Here is a 20591-nt window from a genome sequence, read left to right on the forward strand (position 1 = left end):
AATCACTTTTGGAAGATATGCAAAAGATTTAAACTATGTAGTGGTATTAATAATAGGCGGTTGGCATGAGGTTCAAAACTGCACTGATAGTACTCATCTTGTTTGCAATGCTTCTCCCCACTGCACACGCTCAGGGCAACACGGTTTATGTTGCCAAAATAGACGGCATGATAACCGGCTACACCGTGGATCAGTTCGACAGGTACATCACCGAGGCGGAGAAGGCCAATGCATCGGCGATCATCATCGAGCTCAACACTCCCGGAGGAAGGGCCGACGCCATGCAGGAGATAGTGATGAGGATACAGAATGCCAAAGTTCCAGTTATAATCTACGTCTATCCCTCAGGGGGAATGGCCGCTTCCGCGGGGACGTATATAGCCCTGGGCTCTCACCTGATAGCCATGGCTCCTGGAACCGTCATTGGGGCCTGCAGGCCAATACTCGGCTACGGTGCAAACGGAAGCATAGTAGAGGCACCCCCCAAGATAGTCAACTTCTACATAGCGTACCTGCGCGAGCTGGCCGAGATGAGCGGAAGGAACGCTACCCTTGCAGAACAGTTCATAACTGAAGACAGAAGTGTTACATCGCAAGAAGCACTCAAGTATGGCGTCATAAAGGTCATAGCAACGAACGTTAACGACCTTCTCCAGAAGGCGGATGGAATGGAGACGAAGGTTCCAGTTAAAGGCAGGGAAAAGGTGGTTCTGCACCTCAGGGACGCCCGTGTCGTATACCTGGAGCCGTCCTTCAAGGATACTGTTATCAGATACATAACCGACCCAACGATAGCTTACGTACTGCTGAACCTCGGCTTCATAGGACTAATATTCGGCTTTCTTACTCCAGGATGGCATGTGCCCGAGACCATAGGTGCCATAATGCTGGTGCTTGGGTTGATAGGCCTCGGATACTTCGGCTACAGTAGCGCCGGGCTTCTTCTGATAGCCCTCGCGATAATCTTCTTCATAGCCGAAGCCCTAACGCCAACATTTGGCCTTTTCACTGTGGCAGGGACTATTACGTTCATCCTTGGAGGTACAATGCTCTTTGGCAAAGGAGGGGATGAGTACTTGGTGAGCGACGCCCTTTATGAAACGCTCAGGATAGTCATCATCGTCACGGCAATACTGCTGGGGCTTTTCTTCGCCTTTGGCGTTACTACCGTCATCAAGGACAGAAAGCGGAAGGCCCAGACTGGAAGGGAAGAGATGCTCGGGGAAGTCGGAAGGGTCGTTCAGGAGCTGAACCCAGAGGGAATGGTGAAAATCCGGGGGGAGCTCTGGAAAGCTGAGAGCAAAACCGGGAAACCGATCCGGGTTGGTGAAAGGGTTCGTGTCGTTAATGTCAGGGGTCTAACCCTCATCGTCGTTCGCGAGGGGGAGAACCCCGATGATGAAAGGGAGGTGTGAAGCATGGCAAGTTTGGGAACTATAATTTCGGGAACTGTTTTGCTTTTTGTTTTGATAATACTGACAAGCGCCATAAAGATAGTCAAGGAATACGAGAGGGCAGTGATATTCCGTCTCGGTAGGGTCGTTGGTGCAAGGGGTCCGGGACTGTTCTTCATAATCCCGATCTTCGAAAAGGCCTACATAGTCGACCTGAGGACAAGAGTTCTCGACGTTCCGGTTCAGGAGACTATAACCAGGGACAACGTTCCGGTTAAGGTGAACGCGGTCGTATACTTTAGGGTCGTCGATCCTGTGAAGGCGGTCACACAGGTCGCCAACTACATCGTGGCAACGAGCCAGATAGCCCAGACAACATTGAGGAGCGTCATCGGTCAGGCCCATCTCGATGAACTGCTGAGCGAAAGGGAGAAGCTCAACATGGAGCTCCAGAAGATCATCGATGAGGCAACTGATCCGTGGGGCATTAAGGTCACGACCGTTGAAATCAAGGACGTTGAGCTACCGGCCGGAATGCAGAGAGCCATGGCAAAACAGGCAGAGGCCGAGCGTGAGAGGAGGGCAAGGATAACCCTTGCAGAGGCCGAGAGGCAGGCCGCCGAGAAACTTAGAGAAGCTGCCGAGATAATCTCCGAACATCCGATGGCACTCCAGCTCAGGACGCTCCAGACGATAAGCGACGTCTCCAGTGACAAGAGCAACATAATAGTACTAACGCTGCCAATGGAGATGCTCAAGCTCTTTAGGAGCTTGTCCGATACGGCAGATGCAGTCAAGGCAAAACTCGAAAAAGAAGCTGAGAAAGAGTAAGGGAAGAATGACTTTTTCCATCTTTTTTCCTCAGCTGGATGAACCGCAAAAAATAAAAGTATTGTTATCCTACTCCATACACGCAAAAACTGTACTCCATATAAAATTGGAAACCCAGAAAGGCTTAATAGGAACGGGTATAGTTACTGGTCATACTGGAGGTGTTAACTTTGGAAGGCCGCTCAATTGTTTTTGCGTCAGGAAAGGGTGGAACTGGTAAAACAACGACGGTTGCAAATCTGGGTGTTGCACTGGCCCAGTTCGGGAAGGAGGTCATCCTGCTGGACGCGGATATCACAATGGCAAACCTGAGCTCGTCCTCGGCATGGAGGACATTCCAATAACGCTCCACGATGTCTTGGCCGGAGAGGCGGACCTTAAGGACGCGATATATGAGGGCCCCGCTGGTGTTAAGGTAATTCCCGGCGTCTCAGCCTTGAGAAGATAAAGAAAGCCAAGCCGGAGAGACTCAAGCAGCTTATCAGAGAGATAGGCCAGATGGCGGATTTTGTTCTCATCGATGCTCCTGCAGGACTTGAGATGACATCTGTTACAGCTCTCCTCATAGGTAAGGAGCTCATAATCGTTACTAACCCTGAAATCTCAGCTATCACTGACTCGCTCAAGACAAAACTCATAGCCGAGAAACTCGGAACCCTCCCGCTCGGTGCCATCCTCAACAGGGTTACCAACGAGAAGACGGAGCTCACCCAGGAAGAGATAGAGGCGATCCTCGAGGTTCCAGTGCTGGCCATGATACCAGAGGACCCCGAGGTCAAAAGGGCGAGTGCATATGGCGTCCCGCTCGTTATCAAGAACCCAACCAGCCCAGCGGCAATAGCAATCAAACAGCTCGCAGCAAAGCTTGCTGGTATTAGGTGGCAGGCCCCAGAACCAGAGAGTCCTATTAAGAGGGTGTTCAAAGCACTGTTTGGAGGGAAGGGATGATGGATAATGTTCTCCTCTATGGAGTGGTGGCCATACTCATAGTCCTCAACATTGTGCTGACAATGCTCTACTTCTCCGCCAAGAACAACCCATACTACGTCGTCTACGACGAAGAGACCAAGAACGCCCTCAAGAGACGTGTTACCAGCCTCAAGGAAGACCTCGAAAGCGAGCTCGTTGAATTTGATATCGGAGAGTGGGAAAGAACCCTCGAAGAGTCTATAGACGAAGAAATTCGCAACCTCTGAGCCTTTTTGGTACTTTTGTTATTAAACATTTCTGTGGCGTTAAATTTTAAAAACCCTCTTCTACTAATCCTATAGTGGGGGTGGGGCGCCATGAAGGTTAGGCTCGGCTATTCAGACAGAATAGTCGAGATCGATGATAAAGTAGTTCACGTCTTCAAGGGCAAGCTTGTAAGCGCCCCACTGAGTGAGGTCGTGAACTACTATCTTAAAGGGGAGGGCCTCTTACCTCCAGCCATTAAGGCCCTCGTGCCGGACATCATCAGAGTTCTCCTGAACACTGGGGAATTCCACGGAGAAGTTCCTTCTATTGCAGAGTACGGACATGGCCTCAGCAGCTGACCCCTCTTTTTACATTTGTCTGTTAGATTTATGGGCGACTGAGCACATTTTAACCCATTTTTCGTTGAAAACATTTAAGTACTCTTCTGCCCAATATGGGAAACTCGTGAGCAGACAGGAGGGATAAAAATGAAGGTAAAGGTCAGGATATTGGACATGTACAGCGGTAGATACTCGATCTTTATCAACGAGAAGGAAGCGAAAAAGGCAAAACTCCACCCAGATGACCTCGTCAAGCTTGAAGCCGGAAAGAAGACCGTCTATGGTAGTGTTGTTATCAGCAACCTCATAAAAGAGGGGGAGATAGGAGTCAGCAAGGACATACTTCAGCTCCACAATTTCTCCGATGGTGAGATCGTCACTGTAGTGCCCGGGGGGACCCCGGAGAGTGTTCGCTACATAAAGAAAAAGATGATGGGAGAGAAGCTCAGAAAGGTCGAGATAGATGCAATAATCAAGGACATCGTCGACAGAAAGCTTAGGGACATAGAGATAAGCTCATTTGTTACCTCACTTGAGATAAACGGCCTCGACATGGATGAGATAGCTGCCCTAACAATAGCGATGGCAGAAACCGGAGACATGCTCGACATAGACAGAAAGCCCATCATGGACGTTCACAGCATCGGTGGTGTCCCAGGAAACAAGACCAACATCCTGGTTGTCCCAATAGTGGCAGCAGCAGGCCTGACCATACCAAAGACCTCTTCGAGGGCCATCACCAGCGCTGCAGGAACGGCCGACGTTGTCGAGGTCTTTGCGGAGGTTAGCTTCAGCCTGGATGAGATAAAGAGAATAGTCGAGAAGATAGGAGCTTGCCTTGTCTGGGGAGGAGCTCTGAACCTCGCTCCAGCCGATGACATCACGATAAAGTCCGAGCGCGCGCTCAGCATTGACCCGACTGGCCTCATGCTGGCGAGCATAATGTCAAAGAAATACGCCATGGGCAGCCAGTACGTCCTTATAGACATCCCCACAGGCAAGGGCGTCAAGGTCGGGACCGTTGATGAGGCCCGCTCACTGGCGAGGGACTTCATAGAGCTTGGAAAGAGGCTCGGCCAGTACGTCGAAGTCGCGATAACCTACGGAGGCCAGCCGATAGGCCACACGGTCGGCCCGGCTCTTGAGGCAAGAGAGGCCCTTCAGGCTCTAATGACAGGCAAAGGCCCAGGAAGCCTAATAGAGAAGGCCACCGGGCTTGCAGGAATCCTCCTTGAGATGGGCGGTGTTGCACCAGCGGGAATGGGTAAGAAGATGGCACGTGAGATACTCGAAAGCGGTAAGGCATACCAGAAGATGCGTGAAATCATCGAGGAACAGGGCGGAAACCCTGACATCAAGCCCGACGACATTCTAATCGGTGCCAAGACCTACACCTTTACCGCGCCGACGAGCGGTTATATTACCTCGATAGACAACAAGGCAATAACGGGTATAGCGAGAGCTGCCGGAGCACCGGAGGACAAGGGGGCTGGAATAGAGCTCTATGTCAAGGTCGGCGAGAAAGTCAAGGAAGGAGACCCGCTCTTCACCATCTACGCCGAGAGCGAGGTGAGACTCGACCAGGCGATAGTCTTTGCCAGAAGGGCCGAGCCAATAAGAATTGAGGGAATGGTTCTCCAGCGGATCGGCAATATCTGAGGGCCGCAGAATTTTCGTTTCTTGTTTTTATCACCCCATTTCTGGAGTTTCATGTTTTTAGTCCGTTTTTTGCCAGTTAAGTTCATTAGAGGGCGCTGGAAGTCTCCAGGAGCATTTCGTAACAATCGAACAAAATGTAACAATTTCTTAAAAAAAGTGTAACTAATATTTTTCGAAAATCTGCAAAAGGACCTCTGAATAGGGCTTTAGCGCCGTTCCCCAACAAAAGGGAATATTTGAGGCATTAAATCAGCAGAAAAGCCAGTTTTCAAATTTCAAGACATCACAAGCCGTTGGAAGTCTCATGGACAGGGATGTGCATGAAGTATTTAGAGTCGCAACGTTGGAGAGAACCGGAAATTAACCTACGAACGGTACCCGAATGGAGGCATCTCCACCCCCCGAAACTGCACCATTATCAAAAGACTTATAAGATTCAATGTCGCTTACAGCTTTTAGAGACAAATGAGGGAAAAACCGCCCTGTTGCAATAAGACTCTAGGAGAATTGAAAGAGGGTGGGCCAAATTGGGCCATAGTGGGCCGTTTAAGCGTTGCAATAAGACTCTAGGAGAATTGAAAGCTTTGAGCTTTTAGTGTTCTCAGGAATAAGACTAACCGTTGCAATAAGACTCTAGGAGAATTGAAAGAAATATCTAAGCTTAATACAGCTCCCGGTTGAGTGGGTTGCAATAAGACTCTAGGAGAATTGAAAGTCGCTGTCTTGGTCATCATCTATATAATGAAAGTAGTGTTGCAATAAGACTCTAGGAGAATTGAAAGATGCAGTATTTGATGCTATCGAGCCGACAATCGCAAGTTGCAATAAGACTCTAGGAGAATTGAAAGCTTCAGAGCCGTCCACATACACATGAACGCTCTTATAGTTGCAATAAGACTCTAGGAGAATTGAAAGGTTGATGGGTACGTCAAAGAAATTGAAAATTTAACTCCTGTTGCAATAAGACTCTAGGAGAATTGAAAGTTCAAGGACGAATATATCTTCAAGTTCACCAGCTATACGTTGCAATAAGACTCTAGGAGAATTGAAAGATATCCACCCGTATCACCTCCGTTCTTTTTTTCTTCCGTTGCAATAAGACTCTAGGAGAATTGAAAGAAGGATGACCCAATATCAAATTTTAAGTTTGCTGAAAGTTGCAATAAGACTCTAGGAGAATTGAAAGAGTGGTCGAAGGTCATGTTAGGTATAAGAACGTTCCGTTGCAATAAGACTCTAGGAGAATTGAAAGAAGTCTGGAAGAATTCCTGCCAAGCCTCCTTTATACTGTTGCAATAAGACTCTAGGAGAATTGAAAGCCCGAAGCGCTTTCAGGGAATACCCAGGTCGCAGACGGTTGCAATAAGACTCTAGGAGAATTGAAAGACTGGTAAATGAATGTACACTTCTACTTTGTTCCTCCGTTGCAATAAGACTCTAGGAGAATTGAAAGTAGTCCATTTGTTTGTATATTGTCCTCATTTCTTCGTGTTGCAATAAGACTCTAGGAGAATTGAAAGTTCTGAAGGACAGCCAAGGCAATGAAGTCTGGAGCGATGTTGCAATAAGACTCTAGGAGAATTGAAAGGCAGTAATATAAAGTATCCGCTACCCTTACCAATTTGCGGTTGCAATAAGACTCTAGGAGAATTGAAAGAGACGGCCGCGGTCAAAGGCTGGTTTGGGGCCGTGGAAGGCTACAATAAGGCCCCAGGGAATTAAAAAATCCTTCACTCCCGCTTCCTGTGCCGCTCATACCAGCCCCACTCCTTCTTGGGACCAAAAGCCCTAACGCCCTTCTCGACGAGGGTTATTCTGAGCTCCTTGGCCATCTCGTGGGTTATCTCACCGCGCTCCTCCATCCAATTGATGATTTCGAGCGCTTCCTCGTCAGTCTCGCACCTCCTCAGGAAATCGATGATGGTCGGGTTGTAGCCGATGAAATCCATGAGCTCGTCTTCCTCGATAATGGCTTCCCTTTCGTCGGTTCTGTAAACGTCTATCGGAACGCCTCCCCCCTCAAGCTCTCCATAGAGATTAGGAAAGGTCTCCTTGAATTCCTCCTTATCGTATTCCTGCCAAGCGAACTCGTCAATGGGGCGTTTCTTCTTCTGCTCGTCCATACCAACACCTAACTGGACTACGGGTCGAGGGTTTATAAACCCTGAGTGGGAGTTCCTAACATGAAGGGCTCTTACTTTTTGGTTATATTGCTCGACAAGGATAAGGAAATAGCGACGAAAGGCAGGACGTTTTCTCTGAAGAGGGGCTACTACGTTTACGTCGGCTCAGCCATGAACTCTCTAGAAAAACGCGTTGCGAGGCACTTCAGAAGGGAGAAGAAGCTCCACTGGCACATAGACTTCCTGCTGAAAGAAGCCGAGTTGCTGAGGGCCTACTTGATACCGAGCAATGAGAAACTGGAAGAGAAGCTTTCCGTGGAGGTCTCGCTCAATGGTGAATCCGTTGAGGGCTTCGGTGCTGGAGATGTTAAGGTCAGCACAAACCTCTACCGCTTCGAGGAAGAGCCCGACAAGATTTTGATGGAAATTCTAAGGAAGCTCGGGCTGAAGTGGAAAAGGATTAAAAGTGGGGAGGAGATTATGGAATTTGGTGAGGAAAATGAATCTTAAACTCGGAAAGGTTGAATCTTACATTCACGAAAAGCTTGAGAAGGGAAAGCTCCACTTCGTTCTACTCGATCCAGACGACATTGGTCCAGAAATGGCCGGAAAAATAGCAGAAATGAGCGAGGAAGTTGGAGTCGATGCGATTATGATAGGAGGCTCAACTGGAGCCGAAGGGGATGTCCTCGACAGTGTTGTAAGGGCGATAAAGGAGAGCTCCAGCCTTCCGGTCATACTCTTCCCGGGCTCCCATGGAGGCATAAACAAGTACGCAGATGCTATCTTCTTCATGAGCTTGCTTAACTCGAGGAATCCATTCTTCATAACCGGTGCTCAGGCCCTGGGGGCCTTCCAGGTGAAACGCTACAGAATAGAGCCGATTCCAATGGCTTACCTCATAATCGAGCCTGGAGAAACCGTCGGATGGGTCGGCGATGCAAAGCCTATCCCAAGGCACAAGCCGAAAATAGCCGCGGCTTACGCTTTGGCCGGCCAGTATTTAGGGATGCGTCTCGTTTACCTCGAGGCAGGAAGCGGTGCTCCCGAGCCAGTTCCGCCTGAGATGATAGCCGTCGTCAAGAAGGTTATAGACGTCCCGCTAATAGTCGGAGGGGGAATAAGGAGCGGGGAGCAGGCAAAGACCGCTGTGAAAGCAGGGGCAGATATAATTGTCACCGGAACGGCAATCGAGAAGGCAAACTCTCTGGAAGAGGCCAAAGAAAAACTGGAAGAACTCAATAGGGGAATAAAGGGTTAATACTTTACAGATTCTGTATACTATTTTGCGTAGTGTGTAAAAAAAGTATAAATACTTGTAGATGTAATATTTATGGAAAATTTTTGGATGTGTTACTATGGCAACACTTGGACTGTGGTATCTTATGTGGGACAGACAGAACTTCAGAAATCTTAGTAGAATACCAAGGGAACACCAAGATGCATGATGTCCAGAAAAACATACAAGAGAGCGGAATAAGTCATCTTGTGATACTCAACACTGGAACAGAAGCGCCACATGGGGAGGGTCGAGATATAATATATACTGGGATCCCAAGGATGACGCATATGCACTTTCAGAATTTCTAAGTGGCAACATAATAATGCCGTATTATGCGGGAATCCTGTTTTATAAATACCTGGAGAACTGCAGTTCTCCAAGCTGTACTCTGACGGATAACAGAGGACTAGAATATTGGAAGGGATGGGTCAGATTATTTATGAAGTCTTCCGATCCAAATCTTAAGGAATTCCACTGGAATTACGAGTCTCCAATGATGTTCCCAGTAGATGCAGTGGGAGATTTATGGGGGACAGTAATCTCAAAATTAGTCAGCATAATACATAGGGAAAGCTTTGAGTTCATATGGATACCTATATGCACTACACGTCTGAATCCGAGATAAAGAAGACAAGAGTATTTGATCGTACGAACATCACGCCGCGTATTATTTTAACTGGGTGTTTCTTCAGCCTAATAACTATCAGGGGAGGTTCTTCCCAGCAGAAAGTTCAACATTACAAACTTGAAAAAAGCATGTTGATGATACCGAAAGAGATCTCCATGATTCAAAATGTGTTCTCCTTGGCGTCGATTATGACTACTATGAGGAGGCTGGCCATTTTTCAGAAGGAATCCTTAGACCAATATTGCCTTTGGAGTTACTTCGTCTTCTACGTTAAATAGAGTGGCGGCTATTATGTTAATTTCACAGGGTTTACTGGGTATGAACCTCTATCTTTAACCTTTTACAGAGGATGATTCTACCTTTTTAGTCCTACCAATGTTCACGTGGAGTTTCCTATAAGAGACCCTCTTGTTGCCGATACCCTTCTCATACTCTACCATCACGACGGAATATTCTAGAAGCTTGGAGAAGTGCCATGGCTTGATGAGATAAATATTTCAATGCATTATATCCTGCTCTTCGAGGAGTCAGGTGGAACACGGATTCTTTATAGAAATAGATGACTCGGTTAAGCTTGTTATTGCTGGAGACAACATAACCTTAAAGGGCCAGGTCAACATGACTGGCTTTTCCTTTCATCTTAGAACCTCGCTAAACAAAGTGTGTATTCGCCCGGTAGTCATGGGATTACGTACTCTTTTCCCCCGTCCCACTATAGAATCGCCTTGGAAGAGCTGGAGACAACGTTTGAACCAGTCAATCTCTCCTGCGATATCCTCTTTGGGGTGGCCTTTTGGTAGTCCCCCAAGTATTGGGGGTTGGTTTTGCCAATGACAGCGTGTTGATACAGCCCAACACTAACTACCATACAGGGGTACCAGTAATCGTTCTGCATCCCGATCAGAGACGTTCTCAAAAACCACTAAAGGTTTCTCTATACCTTTACGAGAAAGGACGCATTGAGGAACTACCTCTTTTCCAAGTTTCAGAAGAGGGGGTGAGAGTCTTGACCCCACCCATAAAGTATAGCAGGATAGTTCACAAAGAACGGTACCAGACTCAAACGGGAATATTCTTTATGCTCTTTTTGGTGGTTCTGGTGTTTATGCTCGTGACCTCTATATGCAAGAAAAGGGTAGGATCATGATGAGATCAAGGACCTTACTCCAAATGGCAAAAACTTGGAAAGAATCAAACCTCACTGAGAACTTTAAATAAAACTTTTCCTTCACCCACAATCTTCATGAGATCCTTAACGAGCTTTTTACCGTTATCTGCTTCAATCTCCATCCTGATTTCACTTATACCCTCTGCGTCAGGCGGGAAGAAGTGTATGTCGCGAATCTTGCCCCTAACATTTTCATACAACCGGCCTAAAATTTTTCCCCTGCCCTCATAGGGCAATCTTATGTTAAGTTCAACAATTTGCATACTCATCACCGCTTTATTTTATGAAAGAAGGTCTATATAACCTTTTTCATGAGCGTAGATTATCAAATCTCATCAGGAATATTCTCGGAGGTTATGAAAAGCCACCGCAAGACTTTTCTTTTATCGTTTCGATTTTTATCTTGGTGATGCCCATGCGTGCTTTTATCTCCGTCGATCTTGAGGGGCTCCCCTACATCGTCAGCAGGGAGCACCTCTTCGTTAAAGGGGCCCTCTACAACGAGGCCAGAAGGATAGCGACCGAAATAGTTAAAGTAACCGCAGAAGCCCTCCACAGGAACGGCTTCGATGAGGTCGTAGTTGCCGACAGCCACGGCCCGATGGTAAACGTCATCCAGGGGGAAATGCCCGAGTACGTAGAGCTCGTTAGGGGCTTTCCAAGGCCCCTGAGCATGGTGGCCTTCGCCAAGGGAAGCGATGCAGCGCTCTTCATCGGCTACCACACCAAAGCCGGAACGAGCTACGCAACCTTTGACCACACATACAGCGGGGCTTCGATAGACAGGCTCGAGATAAACGGCGTCGAGGTCAGCGAGTTCCTCCTGAACGCTTACCTCCTCGGGAGCTGGGGAGTTCCCGTAATCCTCGTCGGAGGTGACAGGAGGCTCATCGAGGAGGACGTTAAGAGGTTCGCCCCGTGGGTTGAGGGAGTGGCATTCAAAGAATCGCCCTCACGCTATGCAGCCAAAAGTCCAAGCATGGTGAGGCTCAGAGGGGAGCTCCAGGAGGGGATTGCCAGGGCCGTTGAGAGGCTCAAGAACGGTGAGGCAAAGCCGCTGAAAACGGAGGAGCCAGTGAACGTTAGGGTCCGCTTCCTGAGAAGCGACATGGCAGATACCGCTGAACTTCTCCCGTTCATCAAGAGACTGGACGGAAAGACTGTCGAGTTCGAGGCAGAGACCGTTGAAGAGGCCTACAGGGTCTTTGAGCTGCTGACCCTCGCGGCGGCTGGAGTGAACGCCATCGTCACGAGGTAAAGCTTAAGCTTGGAAGGGAGAAACTCTAAACGCCCCCGGGAAACCGCGGGGAGGAGAGCGCCTCGGCGAGCTGTGACCTCCCTTCGCTCCCAGGGGGCACACTAACAGCCCTTGCCTTCGGCAAGCGCTGGCGGAATGTTGTTGACTGGTTTAATGGATGGTTTTCTTCATAAGCCTATCTGACCTCAACGGGCTTAACAACATCAACTGGCTGAGCTTCCAGCCACCGGCGGAGTGGGAGCTGGTTTACAAGGAGAGCGGTGGGGAATAGAGAATGGCAACCCAATTAAAGTAAGCTTCTCAACCTTTAAGATGAACAACTACCTCGTTTTGGTCTCCAGGACCAATGGGTACATGCCAGCAATGGATGATAGGCCAAAGGTTGCAGTAAGCGTCGGCGGCGAGACTCACAGACCCTGTCCACTTTAATCTTCCTCTACATAAGGTGCCGTTATCACCTTTCTTATCTCCCTCGCCTTCTTCGGCCCGATGCCTTCAACTTCCTGTAGCTCCTCCTCCGTGGCGGTGAAAACCCTCTCGACGTTGCCGAAGTGCTTAAGGAGCCTCTTCGCCAGGGTGGCCGAGATGTTGGGCAGACCCTCGACTATTAGCCGCTGTCTCTCGGCGAGAGTTAGGGCCTTCTTCTCGCTCCTCAGTCTTACTTCCTTCTTCCTCTCCTCCTGCTCGCGCTTGGCTAAGAGATAGACAAACTGGGCAGTTTCTTCCGGTCCAGAGGAGAAGAGTATCGGCACGCCCCAGTCGAGCGTTACGGCCGCTATAGCGCCTCTAATCGCATTGGGATGGACGTTTCTTATGCCGTAGAGCTGCCCCTCGATGATTATCACGGGCTTCTCGTAGGCCCTCTTCAACCTCTCCACCTGGTCAAAGAGGCGGCCATCTATTATGGACTGGATGAAGTCGTTGGCGCTCTTGCGCTCTATTCCAACCTCTTCGCTCACCACGTAATCGGCAACGTCAAGCGTTTTTACCTCAACCTCGCGCCGAGCTCCCTGAGATGCTTTGGCACGCCGCTTCTTAGCTCCCTGCTGTCAACATAAACGACTATCTCCCTTGGCTTTCTAACGAAAATGGGCTTTATCTGGAGCTTCTCGTAGATCTTCTCCTTCGAGGGCTCTGCCTTTTCAGGTTTCTCCACTTTCTCCCCAGAGAGCTTCTCAGCCCCCTCAATTCCCTCGGTTTTTTCTTCAGCCTGCTTCTTCTTGGGCTTTAGAAAAGCATCGAGGGAAGTAATCTTACCCCTCTTCATATCCTCCCTCTCCTTCATCTCGGCCTCAAGCTCACGGGCTATCTTCCTAATCGCCTCAAACATGCCCTTCTCCTTCCGCCTGGAGCTCCAGTAGTAGGCCTCGTCGCGTGTTCCTTTGGCCATGAGGATTACTACCCTTCCGGACCTGTGTCTGCCGGTCCTCCCGCGCCTCTGGATGCTCCTTATAGCAGAAGGTACGGGTTCATAGAATACGACCAAATCCACCTCGGGAACGTCCAGGCCCTCCTCACCGACGCTTGTGGCGGCCAGAACGCTGAACTCCCCGCGTGAGAACCTCTCGAGAACTTCTTTCTGCTGCTTCTGGCTCATTCCTTTGTCGTTGCTCCTGCTTGCCTGGCCTATGAAGCGCTCGGCGCTGATTCCCATGCCCCTCAGCTCTTCCACTATCTTCTTACCCGTGTCCCGGTAGTTCGTGAAGACGATTATCTTAGAGTTCGGCTTTTTGCTCAGCTGCTCCTTGACGAGCTCCTTCAGTTTCTCCATCTTTGGGTGATCTATGCCAAGCTCCTTCGCCTGGACGAGGATGTAGATAATCTTCCTCATGCGGGGGTCATCCATAAGCTCTCTGCTCGATTTCGTTCTCTTGTCCTCGCGGAGCTTTTTGAGGTAGGCCTGCAGAGCCGTCAAACCCTGCGTTTCCAGGAGCTCAATCGCGTGCTGGAGCTTGACTGCTTTAGCCTGGTACATCCTCAGCCTTCCAATCTCGTAGTTGCCCTTTGCTACCTCCGCGTTTATCTTCGAGCCCGCCTGGAGAACCTCTCTCTTCGAGATATCTGGCGAATAAGAACTGACCAGCCCAAACTGGGCGAGGGGCTTTAGGCTCTCCTTAAGCATCTCCCTAAGCAGGGAGCGAACCTCCTTGTAGATGCTAGGGAGCTCTACCTTAACCCACTCAAAGGCCACCCTTTGGACGTAGGGCTTCACGTCGGGCGAGTTCTCAGTTCTAACCTCGACGTGCTCGATGCCGAGGTTTTCGATTATCTCCCTTATCCTTCCCTCGTCGCTTCCAGGTGAGGCCGTTAAGCCAAGGACGAGGGGATTTCTGGCGGTGTTGAGGTATTCCTTAGCTATGAAAACGTAGGCATAGTTGCCCACTGCCCGGTGGGCCTCATCTAAGACGAGCAGGACAACATCCTCAAGAGAAATCCGCCCCGTTAAAACGTCGTTCTCTATCGTTTGCGGAGTTGCCGTGATTACGACGCTCTTCTCCCAGATTTCGGCCCTCTCCTTCGGGGAAAGCTCGCCCGTGAGAACGTTTATCTTATCTGCTGGGAGGTTGAAAAGCTTTCTGAAGCTCTCAGCGTGCTGAACCGCGAGCGGCTTCGTCGGAGCGAGCATAAGGATTTTGCCACTGTATTTGGAGAGGCGGTAGTCTGCTATGAGCATGGCGATGAGAGTCTTTCCCAACCCTGTCGGCAGGACAACGAGGCAGTTCTTTTCCTTACACCGTACGTAGATGACCTCCTGATAAACCCTGGGCTGGATGAGATCCCTGCGGAGATACATATTCCTACCTCCCCGGCGAAGTTTATAAACTCTCGGACGAACTCCAGACATGCTCCTCACCCATCACGCGAAGGAGAGGTTAGCCAAGAGGCTCGCCAAGAGGAGAAGGCTCGAACGGATTTATGAAAAGCTCTGGGACTTCCTCGACCGCTCCAGGAGGATAGAGGTAAACGAGAGGATAGTGATCTTCACAGATGGGAGGAAGTCCCTCATCTGCTCGAGGCTGGACTGCGAGAGGCTCACGCTAGAAGATATAAAGGAGCGCGTGGATGGGATAAGCAGGCCCTACGAGTGCATCTTTCTCGATGACAAGCTCGTGAGGGAAACACTCCCGAGAAAGTTCCTCGAGCTAATTCCTGAGGGTAAATACTGCTTCTACCTCAACAGAGAGAAGCGCTCGCTGTACGTTGGCAGTGAAGAGCCCTTGCTGGCGATAACACTGAGACCTGCGAAGAGAGAAGAGAGGGGAGCGAAGAGCACTTAGGTGATGGGGGCGTAACTTAGTAACGGTGCCATAACTTATACTCCGTGTTCTGAGCCAAACGTCACTATTCTCAAGATCATTACGAAAGGCTACAACCGTTGGAAGCTGATAAAGGACTACGTTGAACGCGGCGGGAAGAGGATTCCCAACCTAAGGTTATAGAAAAATACGAAATTAAAGTCGGTCTAGAGGAGGGAATTAAAAAGCCCGTTATAGGCTCTCCAAATCCAGATAAAGCCATAGAATACATTGAAACGGCAGAAAAAACGCTCGAAGAAGACTTCAACAATCTTAAACTTTTAACATTAACCTGTTGATATTAGCATTGCAAAAATGAATAATTGGGCGGATTTACGTCTATAATTATGAGAGCAAAAATTAGTGGGTGATCTAAGTGAAAGCTTATCTTTTATTAGAAGATGGGACAATTGTAGAAGGAAAAGGCTTTGGAGCTGAGGGAGTCAAGTTCGGAGAGGTAGTCTTTACAACAGCAATGGTCGGTTATCCAGAGTCATTAACGGATCCATCATACAAGGGACAAATTTTGGTCACCACTTATCCACTAATTGGAAACTATGGCGTGCCAGGTAAAGAAATTTAGGGAAAATGGCATTCCCCTTCACTACGAGTCAGATAAAATTCAAGTTGAAGGTTACGTGAGTTCAAAACTCATGCGACCAAGCCACTGGGCAAGCGAAATGAGCCTAAACGAGTGGCTCAAAAAAGAAGGAATTCCAGGGATAGAGGGCGTTGATACAAGAGCGTTAGTTAAGAAGATAAGGGAAAAGGAGTCATGATGGGAGCTTTAGCTGTTGGTGATTATGAGAAGGAAGAGCTTGGAAAGATCATGGAGAAGGTCAGAAAGCTAAGTTATGATGAAGCAAATTTTGTCGATAAGGTGACCCCAAAAGAAATAACAATTCATGGACCTAAAAAAGCAGATAAGACCGTTGTTGTGGTTGATTGTGGAGCTAAGTATGGCATTCTGCGAGAATTCTTAAAGAGAGGCTTTAAGGTCATAAGGATACCTTACACATATGACCTAATAACGGCCTTCGAGGAATTTAACGCCGATGGGATATTCCTAAGCAACGGCCCAGGAAATCCAGCTCTGCTGGAGACGTTGGTGGAGAAGGTTAAAGCTGTAATTGAGTACAATGTGCCTACAATGGGAATATGCTTGGGCAACCAAATACTAGCTTTGGCTGACGGTGCAGAGATTTACAAGCTTAAATACGGTCACAGAGGAATTAATAAACCCGTAAAAGACTTAAAAACAGGAAAAGTCTTTGTAACGACGCAAAACCATGGCTACGCGGTAAAACCCGAGAGCTTGAACGAATTTAAAGTCTGGATGATTAATCTCGACGATAAAAGCGTTGAGGGAATTTATCACCCAAATAAACCGATTATAGCGACTCAGTTCCACCCCGAGGCTTCTCCAGGTCCTTTAGATTCTACTTGGGTCTTTGACCTTTTTGCAAAACTAATCGAAGGTGATGCTCATGGTTTCTAAAGTCTTAGTTTTGGGTTCTGGTGCAATAAAGATTGGTGAGGCTGCTGAATTCGACTACAGCGGAAGTCAGGCATTAAAAGCCCTAAAAGAGGAAGGCATTGAAACTATATTAGTAAATCCGAACGTTGCTACAATCCAGACTAGCCATGAGATGGCTGACAAAGTTTACCTCCTTCCTCTGGATGTCAAATTTGTTGAGGAGATTATAAAGAAAGAGAAAACGGATGGAATTTTGTTAGGCTTTGGCGGGCAAAGCGCCTTATCTTTGGGTGTAGCACTTTATGAAAGCGGAATTTTAGATAAATACGGTGTTAAAGTCCTTGGGACACCCATAGAAGGCATAAAGAAAGCCTTGGATAGAGAAAGGTTTAGGGAGACAATGATAAAAGCCGGTCTTCCAATACCACCAAGCGGAGCGGCTAAAAGCGTTGAAGAAGCAATTGAAATAGCGGAGAAGATTGGCTTCCCTGTCATCGTTAGGGTGAGCTTTAACCTCGGTGGTAGGGGTTCTTTCGTTGCTTGGAACAGGGGGGAGTTTGAAAACTATATCATTAGGGCTTTCGCTCAGAGTGAGGTTGGCGAGGTTTTGGTCGAGAAATACCTCTATCATTGGAAGGAAATAGAGTTTGAAGTTGTGAGGGATAAAAACGGAAATGCCGTTGCCGTTGCATGCTTGGAGAACTTTGACCCGATGGGAGTCCATACTGGAGATTCCATAGTTATTGCTCCTTCTCAAACTCTCACCAACAGAGAGTATCAAATTCTAAGGAGCGCGGCAATAAAGGTCGCTGAAGCAACAGGTTTAGTTGGCGAGTGTAATGTTCAGCTGGCCTTAAATCCAAAATCAGAGGAGTTTTACATAATTGAGACAAATCCAAGAATGAGCCGCTCATCTGCGTTAGCGAGCAAGGTAACGGGTTACCCCTTAGCATATATAGCGGCGAAGCTTGCTTTGGGCTATACCTTAGATGAGCTATTAAACGGTGTGACTGGAGTTACCACAGCGGCTTTTGAACCGAGCTTGGATTATGTTGTCGTTAAGGTTCCGAGATGGGACTTAGAGAAGTTTGAAAACGCAAACAATAGGATAAATTCAGAGATGAAGAGCATTGGAGAAGTTATGGCAATAGGGCGGAACTTACATGAGGCATTCCAAAAAGCAATTAGAATGGTTGATATCGGGGATGAACTGATTGGTGAATATTACGAAAGGGATGAGCCCTTGGAGGAGGTCATGAAGAGAATAAGGAACTATGAGCCTTATGTGCCAATGCATATAGCCAAAGCATTAAAGCTTGGGGCAGGCGTTAATGAGATTTATGAAATCACTGGAATAGACCGCTTTTATCTCTACATAATCGAAGACCTCGTTAGAATGGCGGAAGAATTGAAAAAGAACCCAACTGAAGAGCTCATAAGCGAAGAAGCTCGGCTTCAGCGATAAGCAAATAGAGAGGTTAGTGGGTAAGAAGTTAAAGGAATTCAAGAAGCCAAAAATCTTCGTGAAGCAGATTGACACTCTGGCTGGAGAATTCCCTGCAAAGACAAATTATCTGTACATGACCTATGATGCCCAAGAAAACGACATCCCTCACACGGAAAAGCCAAAAGTTTTGATTTTAGGTGCTGGAGTCTTCAGGATAGGTGTTAGCGTTGAGTTCGATTGGGCAGTTGTGAATTTCGCAAATTCAGCAAAAAAGAGGGGCTATGAGGTTATCGTGCTTAATTATAATCCCGAAACAGTTTCAACAGACTGGGACATTAATGATAAGCTCTATTTCGAGGAGATAACCCTCGAGAGAGTTTTGGACATCTACAAGTTTGAGAAGCCGGAAGGTGTCGTTGCCTTTGCTGGCGGACAGTTAGCTAATTCCTTGGCTAAAAAGCTTGAGCAGAATGGAGTTAGGCTTTTGGGAACGAGGGGAATGAGTGTTGATGTAGCTGAAAACAGGGCCAAGTTCTCCAAACTCCTCGAAGATTTGGGAATAAAGCAGCCACCCTGGACAGCTGCGAAAAGCCTTAGAGAGGTTCTAAAGTTCGCTGAGGAAGTTGGGTATCCGGTTATGATAAGGCCAAGCTACGTTTTGAGCGGAACTGCAATGAAAGTTGCCTACAATGAGAAAGGGCTGAGAGAATACCTCTCCTTAGCGGCGAAGGTATCTCCAGAACATCCTGTGGTAGTTTCAAAATTCTTAGATGCCATGGAAGCTGAGATGGATGCTGTGTCAGATGGAAGAAGAGTTGTCGGTGTTAATTTGGAGCATGTAGAAAAAGCTGGTGTTCACAGTGGAGATGCCACAATGGTTAAACCATACCGCTATCTACAACCCAAGCAAGTTAAAAAGATGCAGGAAATCGCTTTAGAGCTTGCTTTGGCTTTAGGAATTAGGGGGCCGTTCAACATACAGTTCTTGATAAACGAGACGTCTATGTCCTTGAACTAAACTTAAGAACGAGCAGATCACTGCCATTCTCAAGCAAGGCAAGAGGCGTAAATTTAATGGAGTTAGCGGCTCAGGCAGTAGTTGATGGAAAGCTCTCAATTGGTGAGGAGTACAAGTACTATGAAATACCTCTGAAGGCTTTCGCTGTGAAAAGTCCACAGTTCTCGTGGTCTTAGCTCCAAAACGCTTATCCCTTCTTCGGCCCAGAAATGCGTTCCACGGGAGAGGTGGCCGCTCTCGGTAGCGAATTCGAGGATGCACTGCTTAAGAGCTGGCTTTCAGTGAAGCCGAACAGAATGCCCGAAAAGAGTGTATTGATTTATGGCTATGGAAAAGATAAGCTAAGCGAAACAGCTAAGATTCTTGAATCTCTCGGCTACGAAGTATTTACGCTTGAAGATGCTTTAAGCATTGGAAAGCCAATAAGCAAAGAAAAGGCAATAGCGTTAATGAAAAACAGTAAGATCGACTTGGTAATGACCTCTGGCTATGCAAAAGGCAGGGATTACAAGGTAAGGAGAACTGCCGTTGATTTGAACGTCCCAGTTGTTTTAGATGCAAACTTGGCTTATGAGCTTTCAAAGGCATTCGCATGGGCAAAAAAGAACTCTTTTGAGATTAAAGAGCTAAGCGAATATTATGGGATAAAAGTTCCAGTAAACACTTCTTTCCTAAAGGAACCTATCAAAAGTCCCAACATCTAATATCCCACTTATCTTTTTTTATTTTTGGTAGTGTAGAGAGAAAAACCAAAAGACCAAAAACTTAACTTTCTCAATGCCTTCACTACGTTGAGCTTGTTCAGTGCTCTGTTCCTAGGGACAAGGTTAAGCGCTCTCCTCCACCGGCACCACCAGTATCTCCCCAAAGGGTTCATCTTGAATCAGCTCGACCTTGCCCATGTTGGAGAGAAAGAGAAGGTAGAGGAAGGTTCTGGCAACTATTTTCGGACTGGGGTCAAAGACCAGATCCCAGAACCTTATCGGCTCCCCGGTCTCGCTGTAGAGTTTCCGGACTATCTCGTGGAGCCTGTTGACGTGCTTCTCAATGTCAACTCTAAAGTCGTCGACGACGAATATTTCCTCCTCAATCTCGACCTTCTTCTTTTTCCTCGGCTTCCGCTTTTCCGCCTCCTCCAGCGCGTCCATGAGGGCATCCAGCAGGTCATCGAAGGTGTAGTAGCGCTCCACCCTCCTGAGCGGAGGCGCCAGAGGCTCGACCTCGACGCGGATGTGCTCCTCGCGCTTTTCTTTCTCCTCTTTCTCGTCCGTGTACAGCAAAGCTTCGCTCTTCATCCTGACGAGGATTGAAGCAGCTAAGATAGCCCTCGCGGAAACGCGGAGATCGAGCTCCTTCATCTCCCTGAGCCTTTCGATGTACTTTTCTGTAAGGTCGACTATGTCAATGTTCCACGGATCCACCTTTCCCATCTGGACGAGCTGAAGGAGTATATCAACTGGAGTGATTTCCTCTTCCCTGCGGGATTCCATGGT

16 protein-coding genes, 3 pseudogenes and 1 CRISPR repeat array are annotated in these 20591 nt (G+C 47.9%); of the genes and pseudogenes, 14 read left to right on the plus strand and 5 right to left on the minus strand.

The genetic code is table 11. From position 1 onward, the window contains the following. The first annotated feature begins 65 nt into the window (after positions 1 to 65). The 6 genes and pseudogenes from A7C91_RS00775 (at position 66) to A7C91_RS00800 (ending at position 5401) form a co-directional block, all read left to right on the plus strand. Entirely contained in the window at positions 66 to 1415 is a 1350-nt protein-coding gene (locus tag A7C91_RS00775) for an NfeD family protein (RefSeq protein WP_068664071.1), read from the plus strand. Positions 1416 to 1418: 3 nt separating this feature from the next. Further along, positions 1419 to 2225 carry a slipin family protein gene (locus tag A7C91_RS00780; protein WP_068664072.1) on the plus strand — a complete coding sequence of 269 codons (807 nt, stop codon included), beginning with the start codon at positions 1419 to 1421 and terminating at the stop codon, positions 2223 to 2225. 170 nt (positions 2226 to 2395) lie between these two features. Continuing rightward, positions 2396 to 3173 (plus strand): annotated as a pseudogene (gene minD / locus A7C91_RS12255) (cell division ATPase MinD). Further along, entirely contained in the window at positions 3170 to 3421 is a 252-nt protein-coding gene (locus A7C91_RS00790; protein WP_068664073.1) for a hypothetical protein, read from the plus strand. Before minD ends, A7C91_RS00790 begins: the two are co-directional and overlap by 4 nt. Positions 3422 to 3511: 90 nt before the next feature. Beyond that, on the plus strand, positions 3512 to 3760 hold the full coding sequence (locus A7C91_RS00795; protein ID WP_068664074.1) for a hypothetical protein: 249 nt from the start codon (positions 3512 to 3514) through the stop codon (positions 3758 to 3760). Positions 3761 to 3889: 129 nt separating this feature from the next. After that, entirely contained in the window at positions 3890 to 5401 is a 1512-nt protein-coding gene (locus tag A7C91_RS00800; protein ID WP_068664075.1) for an AMP phosphorylase, read from the plus strand. A 484-nt stretch (positions 5402 to 5885) separates the two neighbouring features. Next, a CRISPR array of direct repeats spans positions 5886 to 7058; the repeat unit is 30 nt; unit sequence GTTGCAATAAGACTCTAGGAGAATTGAAAG. Positions 7059 to 7131: 73 nt separating this feature from the next. On the opposite strand, the gene A7C91_RS00805 is transcribed toward A7C91_RS00800, so the two are convergent. Then, entirely contained in the window at positions 7132 to 7524 is a 393-nt protein-coding gene (locus A7C91_RS00805; protein ID WP_068664076.1) for a DUF2095 family protein, read from the minus strand. A 60-nt stretch (positions 7525 to 7584) separates the two neighbouring features. Here A7C91_RS00805 and A7C91_RS00810 point away from each other — a divergent pair, with 60 nt between their 5' ends. After that, complete coding sequence (locus tag A7C91_RS00810) at positions 7585 to 8034, plus strand: GIY-YIG nuclease family protein (RefSeq protein WP_068664077.1); 450 nt, start codon at positions 7585 to 7587, stop codon at positions 8032 to 8034. Further along, positions 8024 to 8785, plus strand: coding sequence for a phosphoglycerol geranylgeranyltransferase (locus A7C91_RS00815; protein WP_068664079.1), 762 nt, complete (start codon positions 8024 to 8026; stop codon positions 8783 to 8785). The genes A7C91_RS00810 and A7C91_RS00815 overlap by 11 nt, the downstream gene beginning before the upstream one ends. Before the next feature lie 1840 nt (positions 8786 to 10625). Here the strand turns inward: A7C91_RS00815 and A7C91_RS00830 are convergent. Further along, positions 10626 to 10865 (minus strand): hypothetical protein, encoded by a 240-nt coding sequence (locus A7C91_RS00830; protein ID WP_068664085.1) that lies wholly within the window; start codon positions 10863 to 10865, stop codon positions 10626 to 10628. 152 nt (positions 10866 to 11017) lie between these two features. Here A7C91_RS00830 and A7C91_RS00835 point away from each other — a divergent pair, with 152 nt between their 5' ends. Further along, on the plus strand, positions 11018 to 11860 hold the full coding sequence (locus A7C91_RS00835; RefSeq protein ID WP_068664087.1) for a M55 family metallopeptidase: 843 nt from the start codon (positions 11018 to 11020) through the stop codon (positions 11858 to 11860). A gap of 425 nt (positions 11861 to 12285) precedes the next feature. Here A7C91_RS00835 and A7C91_RS12565 read toward each other — a convergent pair whose 3' ends face one another. Both A7C91_RS12565 and A7C91_RS00840 read right to left on the minus strand, forming a co-directional pair. Then, complete coding sequence (locus tag A7C91_RS12565; protein ID WP_413790121.1) at positions 12286 to 12819, minus strand: ERCC4 domain-containing protein; 534 nt, start codon at positions 12817 to 12819, stop codon at positions 12286 to 12288. Between the two features lie 26 nt (positions 12820 to 12845). Next, positions 12846 to 14654, minus strand: a complete 1809-nt coding sequence (locus A7C91_RS00840; RefSeq protein ID WP_413790122.1) for a DEAD/DEAH box helicase — start codon at positions 14652 to 14654, stop codon at positions 12846 to 12848. 49 nt (positions 14655 to 14703) lie between these two features. Between A7C91_RS00840 and A7C91_RS00845 the strand changes: the two genes are divergently transcribed. From A7C91_RS00845 to A7C91_RS12480, 5 genes and pseudogenes are all read left to right on the plus strand, one after another. Continuing rightward, positions 14704 to 15138 (plus strand): hypothetical protein, encoded by a 435-nt coding sequence (locus A7C91_RS00845; RefSeq protein ID WP_068664089.1) that lies wholly within the window; start codon positions 14704 to 14706, stop codon positions 15136 to 15138. Between the two features lie 394 nt (positions 15139 to 15532). Further along, positions 15533 to 16654 (plus strand): annotated as a pseudogene (gene carA, locus A7C91_RS00850) (glutamine-hydrolyzing carbamoyl-phosphate synthase small subunit). After that, positions 16638 to 18098: a carbamoyl-phosphate synthase large subunit gene (gene carB / locus A7C91_RS12470; RefSeq protein WP_394326656.1), complete on the plus strand. Its 1461-nt coding sequence runs from the start codon at positions 16638 to 16640 to the stop codon at positions 18096 to 18098. Before carA ends, carB begins: the two are co-directional and overlap by 17 nt. Positions 18099 to 18213: 115 nt before the next feature. Continuing rightward, positions 18214 to 19133: pseudogene (locus A7C91_RS12570) on the plus strand (carbamoyl phosphate synthase preATP-grasp domain-containing protein); the annotation flags it as partial. A 192-nt stretch (positions 19134 to 19325) separates the two neighbouring features. Continuing rightward, the gene (locus A7C91_RS12480; protein WP_394326657.1) at positions 19326 to 19802 is read left to right on the plus strand and encodes a hypothetical protein; all 477 of its coding nucleotides are present in this window, start codon (positions 19326 to 19328) and stop codon (positions 19800 to 19802) included. Positions 19803 to 19925: 123 nt separating this feature from the next. Here the strand turns inward: A7C91_RS12480 and A7C91_RS00860 are convergent, their stop codons facing one another. Next, positions 19926 to 20588, minus strand: a complete 663-nt coding sequence (locus A7C91_RS00860; RefSeq protein ID WP_068664090.1) for a segregation and condensation protein A — start codon at positions 20586 to 20588, stop codon at positions 19926 to 19928. Positions 20589 to 20591: the final 3 nt, after the last annotated feature.

The sequence above is a fragment of the Thermococcus piezophilus genome (assembly GCF_001647085.1).
Classification (GTDB): domain Archaea; phylum Methanobacteriota_B; class Thermococci; order Thermococcales; family Thermococcaceae; genus Thermococcus; species Thermococcus piezophilus.

Bases quoted from the DNA above. Each gene is read 5' to 3' on its own strand.
- A7C91_RS00775 (WP_068664071.1), top strand. From the start codon at position 66: ATGAGGTTCAAAACTGCACTGATAGTACTCATCTTGTTTGCAATGCTT.
- A7C91_RS00780 (WP_068664072.1), top strand. From the start codon at position 1,419: ATGGCAAGTTTGGGAACTATAATTTCGGGAACTGTTTTGCTTTTTGTT.
- A7C91_RS00790 (WP_068664073.1), top strand. From the start codon at position 3,170: ATGATGGATAATGTTCTCCTCTATGGAGTGGTGGCCATACTCATAGTC.
- A7C91_RS00795 (WP_068664074.1), top strand. From the start codon at position 3,512: ATGAAGGTTAGGCTCGGCTATTCAGACAGAATAGTCGAGATCGATGAT.
- A7C91_RS00800 (WP_068664075.1), top strand. From the start codon at position 3,890: ATGAAGGTAAAGGTCAGGATATTGGACATGTACAGCGGTAGATACTCG.
- A7C91_RS00805 (WP_068664076.1), bottom strand. From the start codon at position 7,524: ATGGACGAGCAGAAGAAGAAACGCCCCATTGACGAGTTCGCTTGGCAG.
- A7C91_RS00810 (WP_068664077.1), top strand. From the start codon at position 7,585: ATGAAGGGCTCTTACTTTTTGGTTATATTGCTCGACAAGGATAAGGAA.
- A7C91_RS00815 (WP_068664079.1), top strand. From the start codon at position 8,024: ATGAATCTTAAACTCGGAAAGGTTGAATCTTACATTCACGAAAAGCTT.
- A7C91_RS00830 (WP_068664085.1), bottom strand. From the start codon at position 10,865: ATGCAAATTGTTGAACTTAACATAAGATTGCCCTATGAGGGCAGGGGA.
- A7C91_RS00835 (WP_068664087.1), top strand. From the start codon at position 11,018: ATGCGTGCTTTTATCTCCGTCGATCTTGAGGGGCTCCCCTACATCGTC.
- A7C91_RS00840 (WP_413790122.1), bottom strand. From the start codon at position 14,654: ATGTATCTCCGCAGGGATCTCATCCAGCCCAGGGTTTATCAGGAGGTC.
- A7C91_RS00845 (WP_068664089.1), top strand. From the start codon at position 14,704: ATGCTCCTCACCCATCACGCGAAGGAGAGGTTAGCCAAGAGGCTCGCC.
- carB (WP_394326656.1), top strand. From the start codon at position 16,638: ATGCTCATGGTTTCTAAAGTCTTAGTTTTGGGTTCTGGTGCAATAAAG.
- A7C91_RS00860 (WP_068664090.1), bottom strand. From the start codon at position 20,588: ATGGAATCCCGCAGGGAAGAGGAAATCACTCCAGTTGATATACTCCTT.